This window comes from Bradyrhizobium sp. CCBAU 51745 (genome assembly GCF_028128715.1).
In the GTDB taxonomy this organism is placed as follows: Bacteria; Pseudomonadota; Alphaproteobacteria; order Rhizobiales; family Xanthobacteraceae; genus Bradyrhizobium; species Bradyrhizobium manausense.
This window is the reverse complement of sequence record NZ_LBJP01000079.1, coordinates 60438-86844: the sequence shown is the minus strand read 5'-3', so window position 1 is coordinate 86844 and position 26407 is coordinate 60438. Positions and strand designations below refer to the sequence as shown.

Below are 26407 nucleotides of genomic sequence, written 5' to 3'. Positions count from 1 at the left end.
TACAAAGTTTCCCTTCGGCGGCTCACAACATCAAATCAGTTTTCTAGCGGCGCGAAGTGCGCAATTCTTGTTCAAATTCCGACAGCGGCACAAAGCCCGTCTGGATCAAAACACTGGTCGCCGTGAAGTGCTGTTGAGCTATTCATACGCAATTAGGCACTTAATGCGCGCAGACGATGCTGGCACGGACGTTGCTACTAAGGTGCAGCAGTACTGAAAGTGCTGAGCGCACCCAGACGCGAGTCGAGCGATGCTCTCTTTCTTTGAACCGATGTGGCCCGCTTGTCAGAGGACGAGCTTGTTCCTTGTGACTTTGTGTGTCGTCGCGCTTAGCGCGGCGACACCGACATTCGCTACGGATCTCGCTCGGCAGCCCGTCTACACGAAAGCACCACCCCTCTCCGTCGGGGTCGTGATCGGAGATCAGCTAGCACAAAACGTCGCGCAGCCTCTGACAATCCCTTTGGAGAGTAACATGGCGCTGGGTTTAGAATCTCCGGCTCCCCCGATCAAGGTGGAGAACTGGCTCCGTGGTCAGCCCCTCACGAGCTTCCAGCCCGGGAAAGTGTACATCGTCGAATTTTGGGCAACTTGGTGCGCACCGTGTGTGGCGGCGCTTTCCGATCTGGTACAGCTGCAAGAGAAATACAGAGATAGCGGAGTCGAGGTCCTCGGAATAGCAGCTCGTGAGCGTGCTGAAACAGCGGAAGAAGCCCGAAGCAAGTTGGACGCATGGTTGACCGAAAAATTGCCGAATCTCAACTATCGGGTCGGGTTCGACTACACACGCGAAATGAACAAGCTTTGGATGGATCCTAGCTTTTCCGTGGGGATTCCCACCTCGTTCGTCGTCGACCGTGACGGCCACATCGCTTTTATCGGTTCCCCGACGCAACTCGAAGAGGTTTTGCCGAAGATTCTGACCGGCAGCTTACGCGTCAGCGATGTGGCGAAAGCCACCGATGCAGAGCGGATCGCCGATGGCAAACGAACAATGCCGATCTTCGCCAAACTGATACCCGCGATGAAGGCGCAGGATTGGGCGAAGGCGCTTTCGGTGCCCGAAGAAGCCGTCGCTGCTCTGCCGGATGACGTGAACTTCCGCGTGCTCCAGGCGGATCTGTTGCTTAACAAAATGCGCGACTTGCAGGCCGGCCTGCCGGTGATGCGGCAATTGGTTCGTGACGCGATCAATAAGAAATCCGCGATGTGGATGGCCGGGGCGCTGCGCCAACTCTTTGATCCGGCGAATGACAACTCTCATTTGCCGCAGGCCGAGCGCTTTGCGATGGGCAATGAGTTATCCAAACACATTCTGGCAATAAATCCCCCTCAACCCGGCGAGGCCCCTAAGTTCGCGTCCTATCTGTCGGTCGCTCAGTACTATTACGTGAGCGGCAACAAGGATCGCGCGATCGAGTTGATCGAGGTGACGCTCAAGTCGCTGGATGGCCCCGCACATATTCCGGACAATCTGAAACAGCAGGTTGTGTCGGAATTGGTCCAAACGCTGGCCAACTATAAGGGTCAGAAGGCTTGCTATGGGTCCCTTTGTGCGGCTCCGCAACCCTGAGTCTCGCAAAGTACCAAAGTGCCAAGCCGGAGGAGAGAGCATGAAAAAAGATAACGATCTGAGCTGCTCACTGGTTAATTCGGCCATTTATCGGAAGGACCATCGGCAATTAACGATCAGTGAGCACGGCGGTGGATCGTTTGTGGCACGTTGGAAATTCGGATTGCTATGACCTCCATCCGGATTGACGCGGAGGTGATCTTCCAGGTGAAGTCGCGCCGCGATTCCATAACGCAAAGTCTCTGGCGGTCATATGCTGAACACTTCCTTCATCAAAATCCACCTTTGCGTACAGCCATGGCCGAGGCAGGAGCTACGTGGACATCCCCACGCTTCTGTAGACGGGCCAAGATGAGTGACACCGATCGCGCCTACCTGGCTCACACAAGCTCGGATCGCGCAAGGCTGGCCGATGTCTCAGATCGATGCTCTCAGCCCGAGGCGCTCGTAAGGCGTGAGGCGCTTCAGCTAAGCGCTTACGCGAAGAGAGTGTAATGGGTAGAAGATTTCGGCCGCAGCCCCCAGACTCCGGGCATTTATCGCATCCCTCGGACGGCGCGCCAAGCATTGGGCACATCGGGTCTGGATCGAACGGTATTTACACTGTGTGTGCCACAAATCCCTAGCGCCATGACCAATCGAGATGACAAACGACCCGCCGCAATCGGCTTGGTTCTCCCGTTTGCGTTGGAGCATTGGCTGAAGCAGCCAGTCCGTGCTACGATTATCCTCGTCGGCTTCTTAGGGGCGACGGTTACCGACCTGTTCATGCCGGTTTATTCCGGCCGTCTGGTGGATGCATTGACGTCGGTCCCCTCCGACGAAGCGGCACGACATGCGGCACTGATTGCGTTCGCTGGTACCCTCGCGCTTGGTCTGCTCTCGATCATATTGCGGCTTACGGGCTTGCAGGCGATCGTGCCGTTCACGCTGAAGACCATGTCGGATGTGGCCCGTGGGGCCTTCATGCGCGTGCAGCGCTTCTCAACCGACTGGCACGCTAACTCGTTCGCCGGCTCGACCGTGCGCAAGATCACCCGCGGCATGTGGGCGCTCGACCTGCTTAACTATACGATCCTAATGGCATTGTTGCCGTCGCTCGCGGTGCTAGGGGGCTCGACGATCCTGCTCGGCCTGCATTGGCCCGAGCTCGGCGCCGTGATCGGCCTCGGCGCAGTGATTTATATCGCCATCACGACGGCATTCACGATCGGCTACATCGCGCCGGCGGCGCGCGTCTCCAACGCCTGGGACAGCAAAGTCAGCGGCACGCTAGCGGACGCGCTCACTTGCAATACTGTGGTGAAATCCTTCGGTGCTGAGGCGCGTGAGGATGCGCGGCTTGACGGTGTCGTTAGACGCTGGCGGGCGCGGGTGCAGCGCACCTGGCTGCGGTCCAACGGCACGAGCGGGGTACAGCTGGTGATGCTCTTGTGCTTTCGTGCTTCGGTGATCGGCGGCGCTATCCTGCTGTGGATAGCGGGGCGCGCCTCTCCGGGAGACGTCACCTATGTGTTGACAAGCTATTACATCATCCACGCCTATTTGCGTGATATCGGGATGCACATCAACAATTTGCAGCGCTCGGTGAACGACATGGAAGAACTAGTTACCATCTATGGCGAGCCGATCGGCATTGTCGATGCCCCCGACGCCAAGCCGATCGACATTCACGGTGGGAGGATCACGTTCGAGGACGTCACCTTCCTCTATGACGGCGATCGCGTGCCGCTCTACGACGGCTTGTCGATCAACATCGGCGCCGGCGAGCGGATCGGTTTGGTCGGGCGCTCCGGCTCCGGCAAGACTACGTTCGTCAAGCTGCTTCAGCGGCTCTACGACGTCTCCGGCGGCCGGATCCTGATCGACGGGCAGGACATCGCGCTGGCCACGCAGCAATCGCTGCGCAGCCAGATCGCGATCGTGGAGCAGGAGCCGATCCTGTTTCACCGCTCACTGGCTGAAAACATCGCCTATGGCCGACCTGGCGCCAGCATGGCGGCGGTCAAACAGGCGGCGAGGCTCGCCAATGCGCATGACTTCATCATTCGATCGCCGAAGGGCTACGGCACGCTGGTGGGTGAGCGCGGCGTAAATCTGTCAGGCGGCGAGCGGCAGCGCGTTGCGCTGGCGCGCGCGTTCCTTGCCGATGCGCCAGTGTTGATCCTGGACGAGGCGACGTCGAGCCTGGATTCGGAATCGGAAGCGCTGATCCAAGAGGCGATGGAACGGCTGATGAAGGACCGCACCTCGATCGTAATCGCGCACCGCCTGTCGACGGTGCGCGGCCTCGACCGCATCCTGGTGTTCGATCGCGGCGAGATCGTCGAGCAGGGGACGCATCCGGCACTGATCGTGCAACCCGGCGGCATCTATCGCAGTTTGTTCGAGCGGCAGGCCATCGAGTTCGGTCCGCTCTCGGCGGAAGGCCAGCCTAAAACATCGCTGGCCCCGTCTCCGTAGGCCTGGTGCTATTTGGCCGTACTGGAGGGACATGAGCATGGCCTGATAGTCCCACATCCCTTTTGCAATCCGGTGACGGAGGCGCGCGTGAGCGTTGATGCAAAGGGGGATGAAGAGGTCTTCTGGAGGTGGTTCGCAGATATGGTTGAGCCGGGCCGGCCGTTCGGCTTAAGCGAGGTCCGCGGCGACGGCAGCGGGATCACGGAGGCACGGCGCACGCCGCGCTTGCCGGTATGTTCTCGTACCGAGCTGCTGCGCGGTTCGGTGACGATTTCATCGCGGCGGTGGGAATAGCTGTAAGAATCTTGACAATCGGTGCGCCGCCTATCACCGGATTCTGTATCGGCTCTCAAGCCGTCCTGGGGTTCGGTTGGGGCGTGCGCGACTTTGCTCGTGTAATGAAGGTTGCGAAGTCTGTGCTCTCTATCACCGTTGCACTTTCCTTTGCGTATTCCGCAGCCGTCATGCTTTTTGTCTGGCCTTTGGTCAAGTTATTTAGCGATAGCGACAAGGTTACCGAAATTGCCGTCTCGAGCTGCATCGTCTTTCACCTGTTTTTTGGGCTTTACGGTATTCAGAGTTTCGTGACGACAATGCTTCAGTCACAGGGGAGAGCCCGCCTTAGTGCGGTGGTGTCTTTCGCTGGGCAGGGGTATCTTTTCATACCGGCGGTACTTCTATTCCCTCTCATATCAGGCTTCAGTGGAGTTTTAGCCAGCCAAGCCATCGCTGAGCTGGGCGCTGGAATGATTGCGCTGTTCGTCATCTTGCGCCAGTTCGTCGAGCTCAGGCAAGGTGGACCGGCATAGTCAGCCAGGAATCGAGAGGGGTTCCTTGACGTGATTAGGCATCATCAGGGCAATGATGCATTCCTCGCGGGCAGCCAGCCGTCATCCGTTCCGAGCTAGTTGCCGAAGTCATTCCCCTCGGAGGAGGAAACGAGGTTGGCTAGTTCCATGGATGATTAAGCATGGAGTCCCGTCGAGTGCGCCGGATCGTCGAAACATTGTTCAGCATAGGAGATCGATGGGCACTGCGCCTATCACTCTCCGGGCACGGCCTCGCCTACCTACACAATCAGAGCGCCGAGCGCTCGTTCCCAAGAGGCCGGGCACGGTGGCCGGACGAACACGCCGCTCTTGCGGAATGAATGCGGTGCATCGTGGTCCGGTAGGATAGTCTTCTCCTGGCCGACATCTTCGGAAGACCTTGAACAGGTTTAAAGGAGCAGGCTGCGGGCTGCGAATTCGAGACGAAAGAGCAGGCCGCCTTGATCGCGGCGAAGCCGGTCCGGGGACTGAATGCGCCCCGGAGGCTCACGCCACCGACGTCTTCTCGTCCCAAGTCGGTACAATACTTCTCCCGGTCACTTGCGCCGGCGTCACACCAACAAGTTCTTCATACAGACGAGGATCAGTCGCGCCTTCGGTGTTGATCAGGAAGACCCGCGCATTCTGTCCAAGTCCGGTCATGGACCGCGATGTCTGGTTGGAGGCAACTTTCAGCAGTCCTGCCAGACCTGCGCCGCCACTTTCCCCAGCAACGACAGCGGGATCGCCATCCACAGGGTTTGCCAAGAGCTTCATGACGCTGATGGCGTCCTCGTCGTCGACCATCATGAAGGCATCGGCAGCGCGCGAAAGGATGCGCCATGCCACGAGGGACGGATCGTAGCATTCAAGCATCGCCATCACTGTTGACGCCCCATGCTTCACCTTGACGGGATGGCCAGCTCGAGCGCTTTCAAGCAGGCACGCCGCGCGCGAAGGCTCGACAACGGTGAAGAATGGCCTGTTGGCACCTGCCAGAACCCAGAAATGTCCTGCAATTGCAGCAGCGACCCCACCCACGCCGGCTTGAACGAACACGTGGGTCGGAGGCTCGGATAACTGACGCAGCGCTTCGCTCACGAGAGCCGTGTATCCCTGCATCACTATGCCCGGAATACGCTCGTAGCCCGGCCAGGACGTGTCAGATACCGTGATCCACCCCTTATCTGCGGCAACTCGGGACGCTTCGGCGACGGAGTCATCATAGTTGCCGCTGACGCGGATCGTCCGCGCGCCAAAGCGAGCGATAGCCGCGATCCGCTCGTCGCTGACGCCCGAGTGAACGAATATGACGCACTTCGCGCCAGCCAGCTGGGCACCATGCGCGACTGATCGGCCGTGATTGCCATCGGTGGCGCACGATACCGTCATCCCCCGCGCTACGGCATTCACTTCGGGCAATTGGAGCTCGGACACGTCAAGAACCCGGCCGAGCCTCCGACCTGCTTCCTCCAGCACAAGGCGGATTACGGCATAGGCACCACCCAAACCTTTGAAGCTACCAAGTCCGAGCCGATGGCCTTCGTCCTTCAGGTGGATCGAGGCAACGCCGATCTCACGAGCAAGGCCTGGCAGCGAGACGAGCGGCGTTGCCTTGTAATCGTCTCGATGCGAAAGGAAGCGCTCTACTCCGCGCGCTCCTTCGACACTGAGCATCTTGGCATCCGAAGCTTCCAGTGGCGCGCGGTAATCGGTGTGCCGGTTGAGAAGCAACATGGTTCGACTCTCTTGCGTCTCTGCTGACGCTTATCAGAAAAATCATTTACGACAATAACATCCATGCATTCTGCGGCCACTTATGCAAGAGTGGATCGCTGCGGCTCGAAACAGGGGTAGGACCGCCAGGAAGACTCAGCGGAACACTGGCGAACCTGATCGTTTGATCTGGCAATTCTCGACTTCCTGTAGCAGGAGAACCTCAGCCGGAACTAGTCGAATCTGTCGGCTTCGGCGTTGGCCGTTCAGCGGCGCATCAAGTATATTGAGGAAACTGGAACGATCGTCCGAAATATAGCGCGATAGTTGATTCAGCCAGCGTGAAGGCGGAAGATCACTTGTTTGCCGAAGTCGAGATGGACTGGGAGCTTGCACACATGCACGACCAAACGAAGTGCACCTTCAGCGAAGCCTCTACAGGCTACTCTTCGGGAATAGGAATATTTAGGCGTCTCAAAGCTTCATGACGATGGATCGCGTCAAAACAGGCACTGAGCTGAATTCGATGCTTAAGTGTCATAAATCCAGGGTGGGTGGGCCGAAAGCCGCAAAGAAGGATTTACGCGATACTCAATCTAGTAGATCGGGTTTGATATCCGCCCTCCGTTTGCTCCTATCCTCCAACACCTTGTGACGAACCGGAAGTTCGTTTGCCACAAGCGACCTGCTCCATATGTTGGGCCGACCAAGCGGGGCGCGGCTGAGTACACCCGGCGTGCCAACGGAGCAGCCTCGACGCAAACAAGGTACCTGCAGCAGGTGCCGTCATCGGAACCGCTCTCGGTCCAGTGCTTGCGCTCCGTTTCTGCTGTCGGAGAGCCTGCGCGATACTGCGTCTGCGACATCAAGCTGGGCGATTCTTGACAGTCACTACGTTCGATTCCGGTCATAGTCGCCGAGCAAGCACTCGTTGGCGGTATGGTCGGGTACATTGTCCTTCCACCGAACGGAGCCAAACGGACGCTCTAGCATGCGCCGGATACGCACGGGCTGCGGGCCGACGTGAAAGGACGCAGCTTGACGATCCAGCGCGCGTTCTGAATGCGTCGAGCGGTTGCGTTGACGTAGATAATCAAGCCACGTCGGGCAATGGTAGCGTTCCGTCCACAGTTCAGGATCAGCGATATCGCGAGCAATGGACCAGCCATACGCACCATTCCGCTTTCGGAACAGCTGCACATCTTGCATCACGTTGTGAAAGGCCCGCGCATTCTCTTGTGCCACGCGGTATTCGATTTCGATCACAACGGGTCCACTGCGGTGGGTTAGCGCGAGCCTAACCTCAGGATGCGCGAGCGCTTCAGCATCTTCGCTTTGCAGGTTTATGCGAGGCATACGCAGCCAAAGCCCCAATAGTGGAGAAATTAACATCAGCACTGATGATATCAAAAGCGCCGTGCCGACACCGGCGGCATCGGTCAAATGACCCCAGCCCCAGCTACCGACAGCAATGCCTCCCGAGCTTGCTGCTTGGTAGGCTGCGAGCGAGCGTCCTGCCACCCAGCGCGGCGCCGACAGCTGTACGCCAATGTTGAAGAGAGCCCAGGAGATCATCCACACGGCCCCGGCAAGGACAAGTGCGGCCGATGTGAGAACCAGCTCGTGGCTCAACGCCACTGCCAGAAGCGCCCCACTCATTGACAGTGCGCAGGCGCGAATTGCTGCTTCACCGCTCAGCCGCTTTCGTACTTCGGGTACATAGAGCGCTCCAATTACCGCGCCAAGTCCGAACGCGCTGAGAGCCATCCCGTAGATCTGAGCGCCGCCTCCAAGGAGATCACGGGCGACCAGCGGCATTAGCGCGATGATGGCGCCTCCGATCACGCCGGTGATCATGGAACGAATCAGCACGATTTTGATTGAGGGCGAGTTAGCGATGTAGCGGAGCCCCGAAACGATGGCCCGGTTTAGTTTTTCGGGCGGAAGATATGACGGTTCGGAAATTCGCTTCCACAAGAACAGTGCAACAAGCAATGGCAGATATAGCAATGCATTTAGGGCAAACGAAGCGACTGCGCCGGCTGCCGCAACCACCATGCCGCCGATCGCCGGTCCCACGCTGCGCGCGATGTTGTAGCTGATACTGTTCAGCGCGACCGCAGCTGGAAGTGCTTCCGCCGGTACTTGCTCGCTAACTGAGGATTGCCAGGCAGGATCCATCAGAGCCACACCGCTTCCGATTACAAAACACAGGATCAGCAACGAGTCTGGCGTGACCATCCCTAGCCACGTAAGTGCCGTCAGCGCGGTCGCTCCAGCTAGCGACATGCCGAGCGCGACAAGCATCACGATCCGCCGGTCATACATATCCGCAATTGCGCCTGCGGGCATCGAAATCAGCATAACCGGTAGCAAAAGCGCGGTCTGAACGAGCGCAACTTTATCCGCCGACGTTGTCATCTGTGTCATTGCCCACGCTGCGCCGACACTCCGGATCAGGGCGCCCAGGTTGGTAAGCAGACTCGCGAGCCAGATGCGCCGAAAGATGAGGTGGCGGAAGGGCGCTGTGATACCTTCAGTGCTAATTGTTCGAGGCTTGAGAGGAGTCATCTAGCTTGCTGCCTTTGCCCGGATGGTTCGCCGAATGAGGACGAAGAGGGGCTGGTGGCAAACGGCAGGTCCGGCGTCATTCGACTTGCGCTGTTTAGATGTGAGAGAAACCTCAAAATAGTCAGCTTCACGCCAAGAGTTCCGCCTCGCACGATCCCGATCCTGGCGAGTGAACCTTGCTCTTGCCCCGTAGTGCGCGCCTCAACGACACGGCTCATCCCGTAATCACTCCTGCAAAATGCCTCCGGCAAAGACCAGATGCCACTCACCTCAGCCAGAGGCCTTATCATTCGGCGTCGTGTATTGATTCCAAAAGTTGATTTCCTCGTGACACGCGCCGCCGAGCGAGCCGCGGCTCTTTGGCGCGCAGCTGAAGCGCAGCCGGCCTTCTTAGATCTGCCCAAGGGTCAGCAGCGATGTGAACGCATATATGTGAGGCCATACTCTGAAACGCTCTAAAATTTCATCGCGCCTAGCCGCTTAGAGCATAAAATCGAAGGAAACTTGCAGCGTTTTACACGCTCCGAGCGACGAAAAAGGGCGCTAGCGAGGCATGCTGGCCAAGCCGACATCGCTCGCTGGTGAGCGTTTGCAAGTTCATCGGACCGAGCCATTCAGCTCGCTCGCGCCACGAAGCGCCCCCGATGAGCGGTTGGTGTTGGTAACCTAGAGGTGACGCCACTCAGTCGAAAGTTGCGCGCGCCAATGCGCGAAGACCTACGCTCGTTTCGTAACCGGTGTCTGATGGAGCAGGTAAGCCGGGTCTGGTGGTGAGACCCTCTCTTCAATCCTCGGATGGAGCCTCAATTGGAATAGCGAATCCGGCTTTTACCCGATCCATGACCACCATAGTTTTGAAGCCCTTGATATCGGGGTTCTCACGAAAAAATCGTCGCGTGAACTGCTCATAGTCGTCCATGGTGCGTGCGGTTATGTATAGGACAAAGTCAGCATCGCCTGTAACGTAAAACCCATTGACGACTTCAACGGATGATTTGATCGCCTTTTTGAATCTGTCGATTATGTCCGAGCGCTCCCGCTCCAATGTCACGAGCACAAGCATCTGAATAGGTCTTCCGACCGCTTTGGCCGAAACGATCGAAACGTCCGCCTCGATAATGCCGTCCGAGCGAAGCCTCTTTAGCCTGCGTTGACAGGCGGTAGCGGAAAGCCCGGCCAGTTCGCCAATCGTCTCGGATGTGAGACGGTTATTCTTTTGCACGATCTCTAGGATGTGAGCGTCGATTCGGTCGTACCTCATAACAGGCTCCAGGCTAAAGATGAAATCCTGCGAAAGTCTGCCTTCTTCCGCAGAAAAACATCTCAGATCAGATAAATCTCGTGGAAAAACACCTTTATGACATCAGTATCGTCGATCTAACGGCAATTACAAGAAATATGCTGCATGGCTTGCAAAATGCCCTTCGAAACGCCCTCAGTCCGCCATGCAGACTCCACGAAGATGAGCGTCAGCTAGGCGAACAGCGATGCGTCGCTCCGCGGCGGTTGCGCGTGGACAAGATGTTGAGCTTGGCGATGCATCCCTGTGTCTGAGATGAAGAGCCGTTCAATCGGGCGGCTTTACGCTGGGGTGAGCGCGCGGAACGGCTTTGGTACGCCTCATTCGAGCCGCGCAAAGCCGGCAAGCTGCCCTTAATGCGACGGCACTTCACTGGGTGTGCGGCGTGAGTTGCTAAGAAATGACATTGCTCATGCAGCCCCACTTGTGGCTCGTCAACTCGGGAAAAGTTCCAACAACTGAGTCGTACCGAGGCTTTCGGAAGCAACGAGTCAAGTGGTCCGTCTTACCTAAATAATGAACTGCGGGAACCAAGTCGCCCGGCACTGAGGGGCGCATCACCCTTCGAAGGCGATTGCAAATCCGCTTCGGCGCTGTCACAAGCGACATGCTCCCGCCGCGATATCGGCGGGAGCATGGACCAGGACCCACTCAACAGGATCAGGGCACGGATGCGCTCAGCCGAGTGTTGCTGCGGTCTGTCATAATGACATCAGCGATCATTTCAGCTGTGACAGCGGATAATGTCCAGCCGAGATGGCCGTGGCCGGTGTTGTAGAAAACATTCCGGCGTTTGCCTCGGCCGACCCTCGGCATCATGCTAGGTGTCATTGGACGCAAGCCCGCCCATGGCACCACCTGCGCGGTGGACACATCCGGAAACGATCGCTCTACCCACCGTATCAGGGGTTGAATTCGGTCCCAGCGGATGTCGCGGTTTTCGCCATTAAACTCGGCGGTCCCCGCAACCCGGAAGCGATCTTCTCCTAACCGGCTGGTCACGATCTTGGTGGCCTCGTCCAGCAAGCTGACGCGAGGCGCAGCCTTTTGGCTCGTTTCGTCTCCCAGCTCTACCGTGATGGAGTACCCCTTGACGGGATAAATGTTTATGTTGTCCCCCAGCATTGAAGCAATGCGGCGGCTGCCGACCCCCGCGCAAACCACTGCGCATTCGGCATTGAGTTCTTCCTTCAACGAACCTCGTTTCCAGTGTACGATCACACCGTCTCGGTCGGACCGCATGCCGCAGATCTCTGCATCGAAGACGAAGCGTACGCCCCCTCGCTGGCAAGCCGCAGCGAGGCCGCGCGTGAACTTGTGAATGTCGCCGGTTGAGTCAGAGGGGGTAAAGAAGCCACCATAATACTGATCGCGCAGAGCTGGCTCTATTGCAAGCATTTCAGAAGGCGTCACCGGACGGCGATCCAATCCGCCTTTGAGCAGCAACTGATTCACTCGAGAGGCCGCATCGAAGTCGGGCTTGCTCGAATAAACGTGCAAAATTCCTCGCCGCTCCAAGTCGAAATCGATGCTCTCCCGATCGGCTAGCTCAAAAAGATGCTTGCGAGCGGCTATCGCTAGCTTCGTCGTTTCGATCGTATTTTGGCGGTAGTTTCGAATCTGGCTTACGAACTCTGCCAGCCAAGTATATTTGTGAAAACTGGGACTTGGGTTCAGCAACAATGGTGCGTCTTTTCGCAGCATCCACCTCAAGCCTTTTACGATCGTTGCGACGTTATTCCAGACCTCGGCATTGCTTGCCGATAATTGGCCGCCGTTCGCAAACGAAGTGTCCATCGCCGGATAGCGCTGGCGATCAAAGACTGTAACCGAATAGCCGCGGCGGGCTAGGGCATAGGCAGTTGTAACTCCGGTGATACCGGACCCGATTATGATGATCGTGCTCATCGTATGCTCCAGGACAGGATTGAACGAACGGTGAATGGCTTCGCCATGTCTCCGTCCCCAAATCTGTCCGTGCACCTGAGAGCTTTGTCCGCAAATCCTCGTGGATCACGGTCCCCTTCGGTGGGTGCTGACCGGCACCTCTCTCCAGATCGTCCTCAGTGTGCGGTCCTGGGCCTGAGAGTTTCCTTGGGGAGTTGCTCCGTCGGCGGTGATACGCCTTTGCAGGCTTATCGCGCTCTCCCGCACACCATCATCAGACACGATAACACTCTCAGACGTACTCACTACCTGTCAAGCCGTGATGAATCGTCGGATCCCAAAATCGGCGGCTTAAGCGACAACTCGATGTTTGCTCTAGCTCCCCACCCAGATTAGCAGGTGGTTCGTTGCCTAATAGTATGCTGATCTCTCTTTTCGATGATTGCATTCGCTGGATGTTCCATTGGTTTCCAGCGAGCTTTTGGAGACCAGCGCAGAAATACTGCATGATTCTCAAAAGAACGCCCAATGTTTGCGTGGCGACGCTCTAATAAATATGCGGTGGTGTGGGACCCTTCAAAGCTGTGCCTGGCATGCATCTCTTTCAAAGTCGAGCCACATTGGAGGCCTGCACGTCTGAGGCGGCCGCTCTGCTCGATGTGGGGCTCTTCACACCACTTGCGTCGACGTCTCTGGCATATGGCGGCAGGATTCGCTCTTGCTCGTTGCGCAGCCAGGTTAAGTTCGCTGCTGGTCCGGCGATCCGCTGCCGCCATTCTCAATTCGCGCGATTTCCGCTCGCGGCTACGCCAAACAGGCTAGCCCATAACAGAACTCAGTTCGCGAGGGGCGCCGTGACGCTATTCGGGCTTGAGTTAATCGCCACCCGCCCGCCCGCTCTCGCCGTGCAAGCTCGGAGTTCCGGGCAAAGAGCAGGGTGTTTTCCGAGAAGGTCGAAAAGACGAGGGCGCCAAGTTGAAGATAGACGTCCTACGCTCTCGACCTGCTTTGAACTCGGCGGAGGACCTCGATGAGACATGCCGTCTTTGTCTTCTGCGTCGATCGAGAAAAGGACCCGGTCGCGGGGCACGTTCTGGATGCTCTCAAGGCGGAATGCGCTCTTGTTGCAACGAGTTTCGAAGTCGATGGGCACTCCGTGCTCGAAGTCGCTGGCTTGCATGACGCTAGAATTTCGATCGTGGCCACGAACGAGGTCGTAAGTAACGACTATGCGCGCTACGCGCCAATGTTTAATGATAGCTTCGGCGATGCCAACGTTATTGGCATCGTGAATTGGCACGAGGGCGCTAATGCGCCAAACGCGATCTTCTCGGTTCAAACGACCGGCGATCTGGGTACGGGGACCTTCAGCGCGATCGACCCCCGGATTACGCGGGGGCTTCTTTTAGTGGTCGAAGCCGAGCGGGTCAGTTCCGGTCTTGACTCCTTTCGCACTTACCTGGAAGCGACTCATTGGTCGGGCGTCAAGGCCGGTGATGCTGGTACCCGTCTCGCTGACCTGCGACCGTCGGCTGTCGATATCGAGATCGGAAGCTCGCCCGAAGATTGGGCAAATCCTCTTGCGGCCCGAGTGCTGGCGCGATCGCTACTGCGAATTTTCGATCGCATTGAAGAACCGGTACACTCTGTGCTCTGCATCGGAGGCGTTCACTTCGAGCCAAGCTTCACGAACGCGGTATTGCAGTCGCGCGATCGACCCCCGATCGCGGCTAGTCACGTCCTACCAAACCATTGGCTCGTGTCGGATGGCTATGACCAGGAAAGCCGTTTGGTCGACCTAAGAGCTTGCGTGCATTCGATTGTAGGCGGGATCCAAAGCATCGTGTACCACGACAAGCTAAAAGCGCCTTTCAAGGGAGTTGCTCGCCTGCTCGCAGAGGAGCTCGGTGTTCCGATGCTTTCGCATAAAAAACTCCGCACGGCTTTTCCGCAGGATGTTATCGAATGAGTGCGCGAAGGCAGCAATCTGCTGTCGGACCAGCATCCAAATTGTCGGCCGCCCTACGATTGACGTGTTTGTCTGGAGAAGAGCGATGAACGGTATGGCGATGGGTTCGATTAGGACCATTCAGTATGATCCGTTTCCCCGGATCGAATACGAGGGCCGGGTCGAACGCGCGCGGCGTTTGATGAAGGAGCATGCCATTGACGCGGTTCTGGCGACGTCCGAACACAATCTGCGATATTTCATTGGTGAACCTAGCACGACCCCGCAGCAAACAACCCGGCCGCGATTTCTTCTCATTCTTTCGTCAGGTGACCCCGTTGCGGTTGTCCCAGAGGGAATCGACCAGTTTTATAGAGACACGACCTGGTTAAAAAATTGCCGGAGCTGGCCTAGCCCGAATCCGAAAGATGAGGGTGTGTCCGCCCTTGCTAGAACGTTGAGTGAGCTACTGCCAGCGGACGCCAAAATCGGCGTAGAGCTTGGCGCGGAGAGTAGGCTTGGCTTCCCTGCAGGAGATTTCTTGCGTGTTGCGGATGCGATCAAGCCTCGAACGTTCGTCGACGCATCGGATCCGATTTTCACTCCCTTGCGAATGATCAAATCTCCGCTAGAAGTCGGCAGAATTCGAACCGTATGCGGCCTTGTGTCGGACGCGTTTGAAGAGCTGGCAATAAAGCTGCGCCTTGGAATGACGGAACGCGAGGCCTGTCGCCAGTTCGAATTCGAATGTTTCAGTCGCGGTGTCGAGAAGACAAGCAAGATAGTGGGTGTTTCTGGCCGCGGGGGATATACACGTCCTTACGGTGTTCCGACCGACAAATTTCTGTCCGATGGAGACGTGCTGTTTATTGATGCCGGCTGCCTGTTCGACTTTTATTGGAGCGATTTCGATCGGCACTTCGCTTTCGGTGCACCTGATCCGCACACACAGGATGCTTATCAGGTCGTTTGGGATGCCACCGAAGCGGGAATTGCCGCCGCTAAACCTGGCATTCCGATCTGTGATGTCTGGAGTGCGATGTCAGCCGTACTAAATGGCTCAAACAATCGAGGAAAAGCAACCAACATCGGCCGAATGGGACACTCCATGGGCTTGTGGATGCCGGAGTTACCCTCGGTGCAACCCGACGATAAGACGATACTAAAGCCAGGCATGATCGTTAATATTGAACCCAGTACCTCATATCCCTCATATTTCGACGGATCACCGAAGCTGATGCTGCATGAAGAGGTGGTCGTCGTGACCGACACTGGCTCGCAGTTGCTCACCTCTCGTGCTCCGCGAAAAATGCCTGTGGTGGCCAGATAACAAATAAGAAGACGAAGCATAGCAGAAAGGAAGGGCATGCCGAGCTCTCGCCGTAAGCCTGAAGCGGCCATGACGCCTCATTGGCGTTTCAGGTCTGTGTCTCAATGGCCGCACGATAGTGTGGATATCAGCAAGCCGGCCTAAGAGACGATGGCAAATTGGAGTTCACGAGCAGAGTGCAGAAGCCGACAGGGTGTGCGCCCAATAGATGTAACGTCCTGCCATGACGTCTCTAAATTTTGCTTATGTCGTGCTCCATTGCAAAAAGATCAGAATGCGAGCTACTGCAGCACAAATTGCGCGTGGCCGCTTCACGCGTGCGCACCGAGACTTCGCCGCACGCTCGAGCGGTGCTGTATCGTAATGGATTCGGAGTTTAAGGTCTGACATGCGTATTGTTGATCAGTTTCGTGATTTGCAGGCAGAGGTAACCGCATGGCGCCGCTATCTTCACGAAAATCCCGAGCTCGACTTTCAGGTACACAATACGGCGAGGTTCGTCGCCGAGAAGCTCGCCTCGTTCGGTATCAATCACATCGAAACGGGGATAGCTGAAACCGGCATCGTTGCATTGATTCAAGGGAAGGGTGGAGATGGTCCCACCATTGGGTTGAGGGCCGACATGGATGCGCTGCCGATCCTTGAGGCCTCAACCAAGGCGTGGTCCTCGAAAGTGCCGGGTAAAATGCACGCATGCGGGCACGATGGTCATACAGCCATGTTGTTGGGCGCCGCGAAATATCTTGCCAAGACGCGCAATTTCAAGGGCTGCGTCGCCTTGATTTTTCAGCCGGCAGAAGAAGTGGAACTTCCCTCCGGCGGCCTGAAGATGGTCCAGGAAGGAATCATGGACCGTTTCAGCATCTCTAAGGTCTTTGGGATGCACAACGCGCCCGGCACCGAGATCGGCAAGTTCAGCATCTGCGATGGGCCGATCATGGCCTCGCAAGACGATTTTGACATTGTCGTGAAAGGGCGGGGTGGCCATGCGGCCAAGCCGCATGAGACCATCGATCCAGTTGTAATTGCCGCTCAGATCATCGTCGGCTTGCAAACGTTGGTCTCGCGCAACACGAATCCGATCAACTCGCTCGTCATCTCAGTGACCAAGTTGGATGCCGCCAACGCCTACAACGTCATTTCCGATCACGTCGAAATGGCCGGCACTGTTAGAACTCATCTTCCGGAGCTGCGAGACTTCGCAGAACGCCAGATCATGGCGGCAGCCCAAGGTATCGCGCGCGGATTCGGCGCAGATATCGAGTTTAAATACCGTCGATCGGTCCCAGTGACTTTCAACCACACCAAAGAGACTAAGCTGGCGATCAGGGCGGCACGCAGCCTGCTCGGGGTAACTTCGGTGGACGAGAACATCAAACCAGGTATGGGAGCCGAGGACTTTGCTTACATGCTCGAGGCGCGGCCGGGCGCAATGATATTCATTGGAAACGGGCCAACTGCCGGTGTGCACAACCCGGCATATGACTTCAATGATGAAGCATTGCCATATGGCATCGGCTATTGGGTGAATTTGGTTGAGACTGTGCTGGCTATCTGAATCGCCCGGCTTGTCTCGTTTCATCTCGCCAACCAAAGGCTTGGCGAGCGCCAGAACTACAGCAGATAAAATGCGGCTAACTTCGATTAGTCGATTAGTGAACTAAGTTGCGCTTTAATGACGGAGCGCAATCCAGGTCGCGCGCTCGATTTCTACGCGTAGCTGACCTTATGGTCCCGCCTCAATGTATTTGGGCCATGCCGGAGAAGCGATCTTGCGCCCCCGCCGTGAATTGGTCTCTTACGGAGTGACTGATGTTGGAACCCTAGCCAAGGAGCTTAGAGCTCGTGTGTGACCGTTGGCTTGTTAAGGTCCGACCTTGCTGATCGGAATGCTGCAATTACTCTTTCGATGTCGTCCGCACTGTGGGCGGCACTTACCTGCATGCGGATCCGCGCAGCGCCTTCCGGGACAACAGGATACGAGAACGGAACGACGAGAATGCCATGCGCACGCAAGAACTCAGCAATCTGGGCCGCCACTGCCGCATCCCCGGTCATCACGGGTACAATTGGGTGATCGGTGCCCAAAACTTGAAATCCCAGACCGCTCAATCCTTGTCGTAGCTGACCAGTGCGAGCAGAGAGATTCTGCCTGAGATCGTCTGCGCTTTCTGCCAAGTCGATTGCGGCCAACGAAGCCTCACAGATTGCGGGCATCAGCGAGTTTGAAAAGAGGTATGGGCGCGCACGCTGTCGCAACCAGGAAATGATCTGACTACGGCCTGAGACGTACCCGCCAGATGCGCCGCCAAGTGCCTTGCCGAGCGTGCCGGTAAGAATATCAATTTGATCTTCCAGCCCGTACTGCGCCGGTGTTCCTCGCCCTTCTGGCCCGATAAACCCCACAGCATGAGAGTCATCGACCATGACCAAGGCGCCGTAACGCTTTGCTAGCTCGCAGATGCCTGGAAGATTCGCGGCAGCGCCATCCATGGAAAATACGCCATCGGTCACAACGAGCACCGTTCGGCAGTGACTTGCCTCGCGTAGAGCGTGCTCTAGTTCGTTCATATCATTGTTGGCATAGCGAAAGCGCTTCGCCTTGCAGAGCCGAATTCCATCTATGATGCTTGCATGATTTAGGCTATCGCTGATTACCGCATCGTCAGCGTCGAGCAGAGCCTCAAAAAGTCCGGCGTTCGCATCGAAGCAGGAACCGAATAGGATCGTGTCTTCCGTCCGAAGGTAGCTGGAAAGCCTGTTTTCAAGTGATCGATGAACTGAGTGGGTCCCACAAATGAACCGCACGGATGACATTCCAAAGCCATGCTGTTCGAGACCTGCATGCGCGGCTCGCACCAGGGCAGGGTGATTGGCCAGACCAAGATAGTTGTTGGCGCACATGTTCAGGAGATCGCGCTCACCAAGCGCGCGGAGGTGAACATGCGTCGACTGAGGCGAGGCGATCTCTTGCTCGATTTTCAGGAGTTTTCGCGATGATAGCTCATCGAGATTGTCACGAAGTCGCTGACCAAAGAGCGAGCGCATGGTTCCTTTCCGATTAAGCATAAATTACGGCGGTCGACCACGCCGGATCTGCGTGCTTTTGCCAGTAGAGATCCATCAGCCGGCGCGTGACGGAGCCGACCTGCCCCTTGGAAATCTTTGTGTCGTCGATGCGGGTCACGGGCATGATACCGCCGGCTGTGGAGGTAATGAACACCTCATCAGCCGTTTTGATATCGTCACGGGTGATTTCGCCAGCGGAGGCGGGGAGTCCAATCTCAGCGGAAAGATCGAGGACGGTTCGACGTGTGATACCGGGAAGTACCCCAAAAGCGGGTGTCCTCAACGATCCATCTTTTACAAGGAACACATTGAAGCCTGGCCCTTCAGCAACATGTCCGTTTGTATCTAGGATCAGCGCTGTCTCGGCGCCTTTGTCGTAGGCGTCGAAAAGACCTTTAACCAGATCGAGCCAATGATAATTTTTGATCGTGGGATCGACTGAATTTGGCGGGATGCGGACGGTCTCACTGATCGCGACATGCAAGCCTCTTTCCAATTGTTCCTTGTTGGCGACCGAGCCATAAGGCACTGCAAACGCGATGAAGCGGTTCTCTGCTTGGCGAGGATCACGGCTGAATGTCGGCGATGAACCACGCGTGCAGATCATCTCAACGTAAGCGGATTTATGGCCGGACAGGGCGACACACTGCTCGAGGATCGACGCTATTTTCTCTCTGTCGTAAGGCAGCTTCATTCGAAGGCGTTCAACGCCTGCCAAAAAACGGTCAAGATGCAGATTCAACCGAAAAAAGCGGCCGTTCCAGACGTGCACAGTGTCGTAGGTCGCATCCGAGTGCAGGAGACCCCAATCGAGTACAGAGATCTTGGCCTCGGACATCGGCAGGTATTGCCCATCCATGAAAGCGACTCCATGGGGGTAGCGCCGTCGGTCGATGTGATGCTGATCAATTGCTGAAAGCACGGGCGAGAGCTCTGTCATCGGAGTGACTGAAAATATGACGGATTGAGACAAGGAGCGAATTCTTGCTTTGGAAAAACAAGGATCTCAGACATGGTGCTCCATCAAGGTCGAGGAATCGGAACGGCCCACTGGACCTAGCCACGTAGATACTAGCAGCCTCACGAGGCGTATTCCCTCGATGTGGTACCCCGTCTGGCCTAAATTCTGCGTCCGAACGAAATAGGTGAAGCTTTCGTACACTAAGAACGCGGCGAGGTCTTCCCACGGCTCTTCCGCCCTTCAGCATAGACCGAAATTTGCGGCTCCAAATCTGGTTGATATCGGGCAATTTCGCATGTCAGTGTCGGGTGCATTCGAGGCGACCGCAGGCGCTTTGACGCCAGACCTTTCGAGGGCACAGTGAGGCCGCACTGCGTTGAGCGCCGTTCTTCGATATGCTCCGTATTCGATCAGGTGATCTCATTGAAAGGCTTAGGCCGCGCGAAACGCGTGCGCATTCCCCTATCCTCAACGAGTCGGAATAATTGCGAGGATATGCTTGTCTTGCCTTCATGCGCAGCTCTAGATCTCGCTCATGCGAATTCGGCGCTGCGACCGCTTTTCGCGCTCGTGCGCTCATCGGCCAGCTCGAGCTTGATGACAGCCGAGTTGTGAAACCAACCAGCAATTGGGCTGGAGATAGGGTGCTTTGGCGCTTTAATGCTTCAACGGGTGACTAGGGGCGCAGGATTTCTGCTTATCAGCTGCCATATTCTTTATTTCCGCGTGAAGGACCGGTACTATTTATTCAATTGTATCGTCGGCGTGGCATAGCGGTGAAATGGTTCAAATGTGTTCATTGCCTGCGCGGTCATGGGCGCTGTCCTCGCGGTCGTTTCGCACGTGCCGATCCGGAGCGGCCCCGAGGGCCGCGGGAGGCGTGCTGATGAAGCTCACGAGAGGCGTCGTGCTGAGGATGATCTCGATGCAACGTCTCCGACTGAGGCCCCCCGCCTTCTTCAAGGTTTGGCCGTGCTCCGCAACACCATTGTGGCAGTTCAAGTTAGAATACCTTCGCATTCACGGAAGAAGAACGGCGCTTTCGCGAAGAAGTGCGGCAGTTCTTGCGTGAAAACATGTTGCCGGAGATTCCGCGCAATTTGCCGAAGGCCGTAAGCTGTCGAAAGAGGAGAAGGCTGCGGGAGCGCGTATCCTCAATCGCAGGGGCGTCCTGACTTGGCCTAAGGAGTATGGCGGAGCGGTATGGACTCCGCTGCAACAGTACATTTTGCGCAACAGGTGAGGGCGCTTCCCGCGCGGTAAAGTTCGGATACGGCGAGTTTTGGTCGGCCCCGTCATCTATACCTTCGGGAACGAGGCGCAGACGAGACACTATCTGCCGCGTATCGCCAATGCAGAGGAACTGGTGGTGCCAAGGTTGCTCTGAGCCGGGCGCGGGGTCGGTTTCGCTTCACTCAGGAGAGCGGTACGCGATGGCGGGCACTATATGTCGTCAATGTTTGGACCACCTGGGCGCAATACGCTGATTGGATCTTTTGCTTGGTCAGGACCAATCCTAATGTAAAAAAAAACAGCAGGAGATCTCCTTCCTCGTGATCGACATCAACTCGCCGGGCGTCAGCATACGTCCGATACAGTTAATCGACGGCCAGTCACGAAGTTAACAAGTCTTTTTTGAAAACGTCCGTGTTCGGGCCGAGAATCTCGTCGGCGAAGAGAACAAGGGGTGGGACTATGCCAAGTTTCTTCTCGGCAATGAGCGCTTCGCAGACGCAGGAGTAGCCATTTCCGAGGAGCGCATCCGGCATGCCAAAAGACTTGCCGCCCAGCCTTGCGTCGGCGGTGAGCGACTAATCGACCAGGCCGCCTTCCGTGAGAAGGTCGCCGCTGTCGAGGTCCAGCTGAAGGCGTTCGAACTCAGGCAGCTTCGAGTGATCACTAATGCATCGAAAGCAGCAGAAGAGCTCACAAGACCCTGCAAGCTCCATCCTAAAGCTCAGAGGCTCGGAAATTGAGCAGATGACCGCGGAACTGCTAATGGATGTGGCCGGTACCGTCCTGCGGGGGTGAGCAGTTTGGATCTGAATCCGGTGATCAATTTGACCGCAGAATCCCTGTGACCTCGCCTTTTCTGGGGGGTTGCTGTTTGACGCAATTCACCGCAGAAGTCGGGGACGGATCACCGTTCGAGCCCAGCGCGATCTTGGCTATAATGAATTTAGGACCCGATCGATGCATAAGTTGGAATCTATCGCCGTATTCGGAGGTCGACAGGCCGCATCTGCTGTTGCGCAATCCATTAAGATAGGGTTTGTCGGCTGGCCGGTGCACCCCCCCAAAGATGAGATTGCCGGCCGAAAGGCGTACCGTTCAGTGGCCGATCTGCCCGGTGCGCCCGACGCCGCTTTCGTCGGCGTGAACCGGCATCGCACTATAGACGTGATCTCAGCCCTTGCCGAGCGCGGTGCTGGGGGCGCCGTCTGCTATGCTTCCGGTTTTCTCGAAGTCGGAGCCTACAACCAGGAAGGCGAAAGGCTGCAGAGCGAGGTGGTCAAGGCTGCCAAGGGCATGCGATGCTTGGTCCGAACTGCTACGGTCCGATCAACTATGCCGATGGTGCACTTTTGTGGCCCGACCAGCATGGTGGCGTCAGGCTGGCCGAAGGAACCCGGGGCGTCGCTATTCTCACGCAGTCTTCAAGCATCGCAATCAGCATGACGATGCAAAGCCGCGCCTTACCGATGGCTTTTCTGATGACCGCCGGCAATCAGGCGCAAATCGGTCTCTCCGAGATCGCCCTTGGTTTGATTGAGGAAGATGGCGTCACCACACTCGGGCTCCACATCGAGGCCTTCGATTCCGTACACGGTTTCGAAAGGCTTGCGGCGCGTGCGAGAGAGTTGAGGAAGCCGATCATCGCTATGAAAGTCGGCCGTTCCGAGCAAGCGCGTCAGGCAACCTTATTGCATACCGCTTCGCTTGCTGGCTCAGACCTCGCTTCCGGCGCATTCCTGAAGCGGCTTGGTATCGCCCGCGTCGAATCGACGCCAGCATTCATCGAGGCGCTGAAGCTTTTGCACGTAACCGGACCGTTGCCGGGCCCCCGCCTCTCCTCGGTCAGTTGCTCGGGTGGCGAAGCTTCGGTCATGGCGGACGGCGCGGAAGGGCGCCTCGTACATTTTCCCCGCCTCACCGACGAGCACCGCACCGGTGTCAAATCGACGCTTAGGCCGCTGGTCGCGGTGGCGAACCCGCTCGACTACCACACCTTCATCTGGAACAACGAGCCGGCGCTGACCGAAACCTTCACGGGAATGGTTTCGGGTGGCCTTGATCTTAACATGATGGTGCTCGACTTCCCGCGTCCCGACCGCTGCTCGAACACCACCTATTGGCCGAGTATACGCGCAATCGAAGCGGCGAAGGCCAATAAGGCCCGGTGCGCGACTGTCTCGTCACTGCCCGAGAACATGCCTGAAAGGTACATCCCCGGAATCATTGAGCGTGGCATAGCACCTCTACAAGGGATTTCGGAAGCGATGCAAGCTGCAGAGGCAGGCGCTTTCATTGGCGCCGCGTGGTCGGAGCCGCGGGCGGAGCCAATCGATACCGCGGCCGCAGGTAGGCTTGGCGGCGATCGCCTAGTACTTGAGGAGGCCGAAGCCAAGGAAATGTTGCTCAAAGCTGGGCTGCCGGTGCCGAGGGGCGAGCGCGCCGGCAATGCGGAAGAGGCAGTGATCGTATCCACGCGGCTCGGAATTCCTGTAGCACTGAAGGCGCTAGGCGTCGCGCACAAATCAAAAGTTGGTGCGGTGCGGCTGAATCTCTGTGACGCCGAGTCAATTAGTGCCGCCGCGCATGATCTGCTCGCGCTCGGGACCGGCCTCTACGTCGAACGTATGGTGCGTGACGGCATCACCGAACTAATCGTCGGCCTTGTCCGCGACCCGATGTTAGCCACAGTAATGACGCTGGGCACCCGCGGCGTAATGATTGAGTTGTTCCGCGACACGGTAACCCTGATGCTGCTGGCAACACGCGACGATATAGCAGCAGCGCTGCGCGGACTAAAACTCTATCCGCTCCTGGAAGGCTATCGCGGGCGGCCGAAGGCGGATGTACCGGCAGCCATCGAGGCCATTTCAGGCATCCCAACATTTGTTCAGCAGAATTCCCGCGAGATCGACGAACTAGACATTAACCCGCTGATTGTCTGTACAGAAGGCAAAGGCACCTGGATTGCAGACGCGCTGCTGGTGCTTCGAGAAAGTAAAACTCTGGTGCTTGGGGAATGGAGAAATCAGAATGGTTGGCGTCATCACCACCCGCCGCGAAGGCGCAATCCTAGAGGTCACGCTGGATCGGCCGAAGGCCAATGCCATCGACAACAAAACGTCCCGACTGATGGGCGATACATTCAAGGCGTTTCGAGACGATCCCGAGCTGCGCGTCGGGATTGTCAAGTCGGCCGGTGACAAATTCTTCTGCGCAGGTTGGGATCTCAAATCGGCAGGAGTTGCGGACGAACCCGGCAGCAACGACTACGGCGTCGGCGGGTTTGGTGGATTGCAGGAGCTGCGCGGCCTCAACAAACCGGTGATTGCCTGCGTCAACGGCATGGCAGTCGGCGGTGGCTTCGAGCTGGCGCTCTCCTGCGACCTGATCTACGCGGCCGACCATTCTGCCTTCGCGCTCCCGGAAGTTCGCGCCGGCGTGCTGGCCGATGCGGCAAGCATTAAGTTACCGAAGCGCATTCCTTACCACATCGCCATGGAACTCCTGCTCACTGGTCGCTGGATGGATGTCGCAGAGGCGCATCACTGGGGTATCGTCAATGAGGTGCTGTCTAAGGAAAAGCTAGAGGAGCGCGTTTGGGAGATTGCGCGACTACTCACCAGCGGACCTCCGCTCGTATTTGCCGCGATCAAGGAGACTGTGCGCGTTGCGGAGGTCCTCACGTTCCAAGACGCCATGAATAGGATTTCGCGTCGCCAACTCGCGAGTGTCGAAGCTCTCCATTGCTCGGAGGATAGGCTGGAGGGATCACGGGCTTTCGCCGAAAAGCGCGATCCGATCTGGAAGGGCAGATAGCGTAGCTCGCCCTAGCGCGATGCGATCAATCGGCGGCGCGATGCCAATTGTCAGAAACGGCAGTGCGTGAGCTCGACCAGCTTCCTGTCCTTCGAAAACGTGCTGAACTGTCCGCTGTGCTGCGTGCCCCGGTGAGTGGCAGGCTCTGGATCCCAGGCGCGTCCCACGTTCCGTTGAGAGCTTGTGATTTGAGAGGTTTCGCATTGATGCTGCCAACTCAAGTGTAAGATTCGGCGGGCGCCGCCTTGTCTGACGCGCAACAGTTCGTCAGGATCATTGCGCAGGGCGAACAGCAAGTGCTCTTCAGCCGTCAAGATACAACCGTCGTAGTTGAGACTTGAGCCAACTCGGACCGACTTGTGGAATTTAAACTGATGCGTCAGGGTGCGTAGAAACTGAGTTTGGTCTGTAAAAATGCCCTGCGAGACTCGAAAGGCGTTGATGAGGTGTATCGACGTTTGGTGCGCTTTCGAAACAAGGACCCCCAACGCCCTGATCGGTGGACGCATCCCCGTCTATGGCTCCGGATCGGCGTCGGATACGTTGATGCGTGCAACAGAGAAGTGCGCCGACGACAACGGGGTGGGTGATCTACACCCAGCACCAGGTGATTGAGACCGAAGATAAGCGCATTGGCAAGCACCCCCTTGTCTATTTCGAGGAGATCGGCGTCCTCGAGCCAAATGTCAGCTTCGTACACATGAAAAGTTTGCGCGACGACGAGATGGACGGGAATGTCCGTGGTCTGGCGTCCCGGCCATTGTCTGTTCAACGGTGTCGGTGAGTCGGCCTGGCAACGTATGCTGGAGTTGCACGCGCGGGGCGCCAATCTTGGTTTCGGCCGCGACCTCTGCAAGCTCTGGACATTTGGTCGCCTATCTCGCGAGTCGCACAAGGTGGTTACATCTCGCCCGGCGGCGTATTGGAAAACGCGACCTTGGGCGGTGCCAGGGCCATGGGATGGCAAAATCGTATCGGCTCCCTTGAACCCGGCAAGCGGGCACACTTGGTGCGCAATGACTTGCCTGAACCCTGCCCCGGCACCGATCCGGTCTTCGAGACCGTTCTGGTCGCGCACTCCAAATCGGTGGATACTGTGATCTGCGATGGGCAAGTCATCGTCAGGGGTGGCCATTCCACCCGCTTGGACGAGCGGGTCGTTTACGCATCAGCCTGCGCGTCTGCTCGCAGGCTGATGGCAAAGACCGGGCTAAAGGAAGACTCGGACTGGCCGACCGTATCGGCGGCAGATATCCTGGGCGATCAGCGGCGGCTGAAGAGAGTCTGGCCGGGGTCTCCGTTGCGTACGCCATGGCTGCCAGATAGCGATCGGGTAGGGCGAGCAGGCCGAATGAAAACCGGACCGGTCAACGCCGGTTCGTGTCTTTGACGCGTTAACCTACCTCGGAGATGATCGCGACGCACCTTGGTCCCAACCGACTATTCTCTTGGCACCGGCGTGACGGCTGCAGTTTCGCTTCTTGGCCCAGTGACTTGTCGCCATTCGAGGTTGATGACAAGCAGCTCGCCCAAAACTACTTTGCGACCATGGCAAGCTGATTGGCTTGGCGGAGCTTTCGCCCCTGGCGTCAACCGCCGCGCCCGGTGCTCAGCCACGACGGAGTATCGATAGCGCCAGCCAACGCGCAATTGTGGGCGTAATTCTATGTGCTGCCATCGAAGTTGCGACTTTTCCCAAGTTGGCCTACCAACAGTTGATAAGGGGCT

The 26407-nt window shown here is 57.2% G+C and carries 15 protein-coding genes, 2 pseudogenes and 2 riboswitches; of the genes and pseudogenes, 11 read left to right on the top strand and 6 right to left on the bottom strand.

Annotated elements, in window-relative coordinates; genetic code table 11:
• Nucleotides 1-475: 475 nt before the first annotated feature.
• The 3 genes from XH98_RS21350 to XH98_RS21340 all read left to right on the top strand — a co-directional run bounded on the left by XH98_RS21350 (nt 476) and on the right by XH98_RS21340 (nt 4845).
• Nucleotides 476-1573 (top strand): TlpA disulfide reductase family protein, encoded by a 1098-nt coding sequence (locus XH98_RS21350; RefSeq protein ID WP_271619815.1) that lies wholly within the window; start codon nt 476-478, stop codon nt 1571-1573.
• Nucleotides 1574-2203: 630 nt separating this feature from the next.
• The gene (locus tag XH98_RS21345) at nt 2204-4036 is read left to right on the top strand and encodes an ABC transporter ATP-binding protein (protein WP_271619814.1); all 1833 of its coding nucleotides are present in this window, start codon (nt 2204-2206) and stop codon (nt 4034-4036) included.
• A gap of 233 nt (nt 4037-4269) precedes the next feature.
• Nucleotides 4270-4845 carry an MATE family efflux transporter gene (locus XH98_RS21340; RefSeq protein WP_271619813.1) on the top strand — a complete coding sequence of 192 codons (576 nt, stop codon included), beginning with the start codon at nt 4270-4272 and terminating at the stop codon, nt 4843-4845.
• A gap of 507 nt (nt 4846-5352) precedes the next feature.
• Here XH98_RS21340 and XH98_RS21335 read toward each other — a convergent pair.
• The 4 genes from XH98_RS21335 to XH98_RS21320 all read right to left on the bottom strand — a co-directional run bounded on the left by XH98_RS21335 (nt 5353) and on the right by XH98_RS21320 (nt 12340).
• On the bottom strand, nt 5353-6582 hold the full coding sequence (locus XH98_RS21335; RefSeq protein ID WP_271598502.1) for a diaminopropionate ammonia-lyase: 1230 nt from the start codon (nt 6580-6582) through the stop codon (nt 5353-5355).
• 870 nt (nt 6583-7452) lie between these two features.
• Nucleotides 7453-9132, bottom strand: a complete 1680-nt coding sequence (locus tag XH98_RS21330; RefSeq protein ID WP_271619812.1) for an MFS transporter — start codon at nt 9130-9132, stop codon at nt 7453-7455.
• Between the two features lie 784 nt (nt 9133-9916).
• The gene (locus XH98_RS21325; protein ID WP_036012073.1) at nt 9917-10393 is read right to left on the bottom strand and encodes an Lrp/AsnC family transcriptional regulator; all 477 of its coding nucleotides are present in this window, start codon (nt 10391-10393) and stop codon (nt 9917-9919) included.
• A 699-nt stretch (nt 10394-11092) separates the two neighbouring features.
• Nucleotides 11093-12340 (bottom strand): D-amino acid dehydrogenase, encoded by a 1248-nt coding sequence (locus tag XH98_RS21320; RefSeq protein WP_271619811.1) that lies wholly within the window; start codon nt 12338-12340, stop codon nt 11093-11095.
• 61 nt (nt 12341-12401) lie between these two features.
• Nucleotides 12402-12490: riboswitch (glycine riboswitch) on the bottom strand.
• A gap of 3 nt (nt 12491-12493) precedes the next feature.
• A riboswitch (glycine riboswitch) is annotated at nt 12494-12593 on the bottom strand.
• A gap of 756 nt (nt 12594-13349) precedes the next feature.
• On the opposite strand from XH98_RS21320, the gene XH98_RS21315 reads away from it, so the two are divergent.
• From XH98_RS21315 to XH98_RS21305, 3 genes are all read left to right on the top strand, one after another.
• Nucleotides 13350-14288 carry a D-aminoacyl-tRNA deacylase gene (locus tag XH98_RS21315; RefSeq protein ID WP_271619810.1) on the top strand — a complete coding sequence of 313 codons (939 nt, stop codon included), beginning with the start codon at nt 13350-13352 and terminating at the stop codon, nt 14286-14288.
• Nucleotides 14289-14373: 85 nt separating this feature from the next.
• A complete protein-coding gene (locus XH98_RS21310; protein WP_271619809.1) occupies nt 14374-15597 on the top strand; it encodes a M24 family metallopeptidase in 1224 nt (407 codons plus the stop codon).
• A gap of 388 nt (nt 15598-15985) precedes the next feature.
• Nucleotides 15986-17155, top strand: coding sequence for a M20 aminoacylase family protein (locus tag XH98_RS21305; protein WP_271619808.1), 1170 nt, complete (start codon nt 15986-15988; stop codon nt 17153-17155).
• A 278-nt stretch (nt 17156-17433) separates the two neighbouring features.
• Here XH98_RS21305 and XH98_RS21300 read toward each other — a convergent pair whose 3' ends face one another.
• Both XH98_RS21300 and XH98_RS21295 read right to left on the bottom strand, forming a co-directional pair.
• Nucleotides 17434-18645: a glycine C-acetyltransferase gene (locus XH98_RS21300; RefSeq protein ID WP_271619807.1), complete on the bottom strand. Its 1212-nt coding sequence runs from the start codon at nt 18643-18645 to the stop codon at nt 17434-17436.
• Between the two features lie 13 nt (nt 18646-18658).
• A complete protein-coding gene (locus XH98_RS21295) occupies nt 18659-19606 on the bottom strand; it encodes an aminotransferase class IV (RefSeq protein WP_271619806.1) in 948 nt (315 codons plus the stop codon).
• Nucleotides 19607-20909: 1303 nt separating this feature from the next.
• Here XH98_RS21295 and XH98_RS41210 point away from each other — a divergent pair.
• The 5 genes and pseudogenes from XH98_RS41210 to XH98_RS41200 all read left to right on the top strand — a co-directional run bounded on the left by XH98_RS41210 (nt 20910) and on the right by XH98_RS41200 (nt 26069).
• The gene (locus XH98_RS41210) at nt 20910-21014 is read left to right on the top strand and encodes a hypothetical protein (RefSeq protein ID WP_442868617.1); all 105 of its coding nucleotides are present in this window, start codon (nt 20910-20912) and stop codon (nt 21012-21014) included.
• A 352-nt stretch (nt 21015-21366) separates the two neighbouring features.
• Nucleotides 21367-21603: pseudogene (locus XH98_RS41205) on the top strand (hypothetical protein); the annotation flags it as partial.
• A gap of 217 nt (nt 21604-21820) precedes the next feature.
• Nucleotides 21821-23862, top strand: a pseudogene (locus XH98_RS21290) (acetate--CoA ligase family protein); the annotation flags it as partial.
• 31 nt (nt 23863-23893) lie between these two features.
• A complete protein-coding gene (locus XH98_RS21285; RefSeq protein ID WP_271619805.1) occupies nt 23894-24679 on the top strand; it encodes a carnitinyl-CoA dehydratase in 786 nt (261 codons plus the stop codon).
• Nucleotides 24680-25469: 790 nt separating this feature from the next.
• Entirely contained in the window at nt 25470-26069 is a 600-nt protein-coding gene (locus XH98_RS41200; protein WP_442868620.1) for an amidohydrolase family protein, read from the top strand.
• Nucleotides 26070-26407: the final 338 nt, after the last annotated feature.